The sequence below is a fragment of the Streptococcus sp. k-378 genome, from assembly GCF_013277505.1.
GTDB lineage: Bacteria > Bacillota > Bacilli > Lactobacillales > Streptococcaceae > Streptococcus > Streptococcus pseudopneumoniae.
Map to the genome: position 1 here is coordinate 1 of NZ_VMNC01000173.1, position 628 is coordinate 628.

General features: G+C 41.7%; 1 pseudogene. It reads right to left on the reverse strand.

The annotated features are described in order from the left end of the window. A pseudogene (locus HT719_RS11245) lies at positions 1–628 on the reverse strand (IS630 family transposase); the annotation flags it as partial.

Sequence of the window (628 nt, forward strand, 5' to 3'; positions counted from 1 at the left end):
CTGGATAAGCTTGTGAGACTTGCCGTAGAAATTCATTGGTCCACTCAGTATTGCATCCTCCAGCAATGAGGAAAAAGGAATCTCCTGTCTGAGCATCTACTGCCCCATAACAATAGCGATATTCTCGCATATAATGACTAGGAATGCTAGGTCGGATTCCTTGAGGAGCCCAACAAGAACTCATCTTACTGATTCTTCCGAAACCAGCTTCATCTTGGTACATCAAACGTACTTTGTTATAAGTCCCCTCTTCTTTAAAGCGCTTACTTAAGGTCTCGAATGTAGATTTTATTTTTAGACGTCTCAATTGTCTGAGCGTCTGCCTTCTTGGGATGCTCAGGTCGAGGAGTGACCGTTCGCCAACCATGTCGTTTCAGGAGATAATAGAAACCATCACGTGTGGAAGTGCGACCAATCTCTTTTTGATAGGCTTCAAATAACTGATTGACAGTTACAAATTCCCCAGCCTGAGCAGCTTCTATATGACGTTTTAGAAATGCTTGTTCTTCTTCGTAAGTCATATATTCTCTATGACGTCCACCACGGGTCTCTTGAAGAAGCGCTTCTAAACCAAACTCCTTATATTTTTTCAAATTCCTCCAAACAGTTGTTTTATTGCAATCTAGCA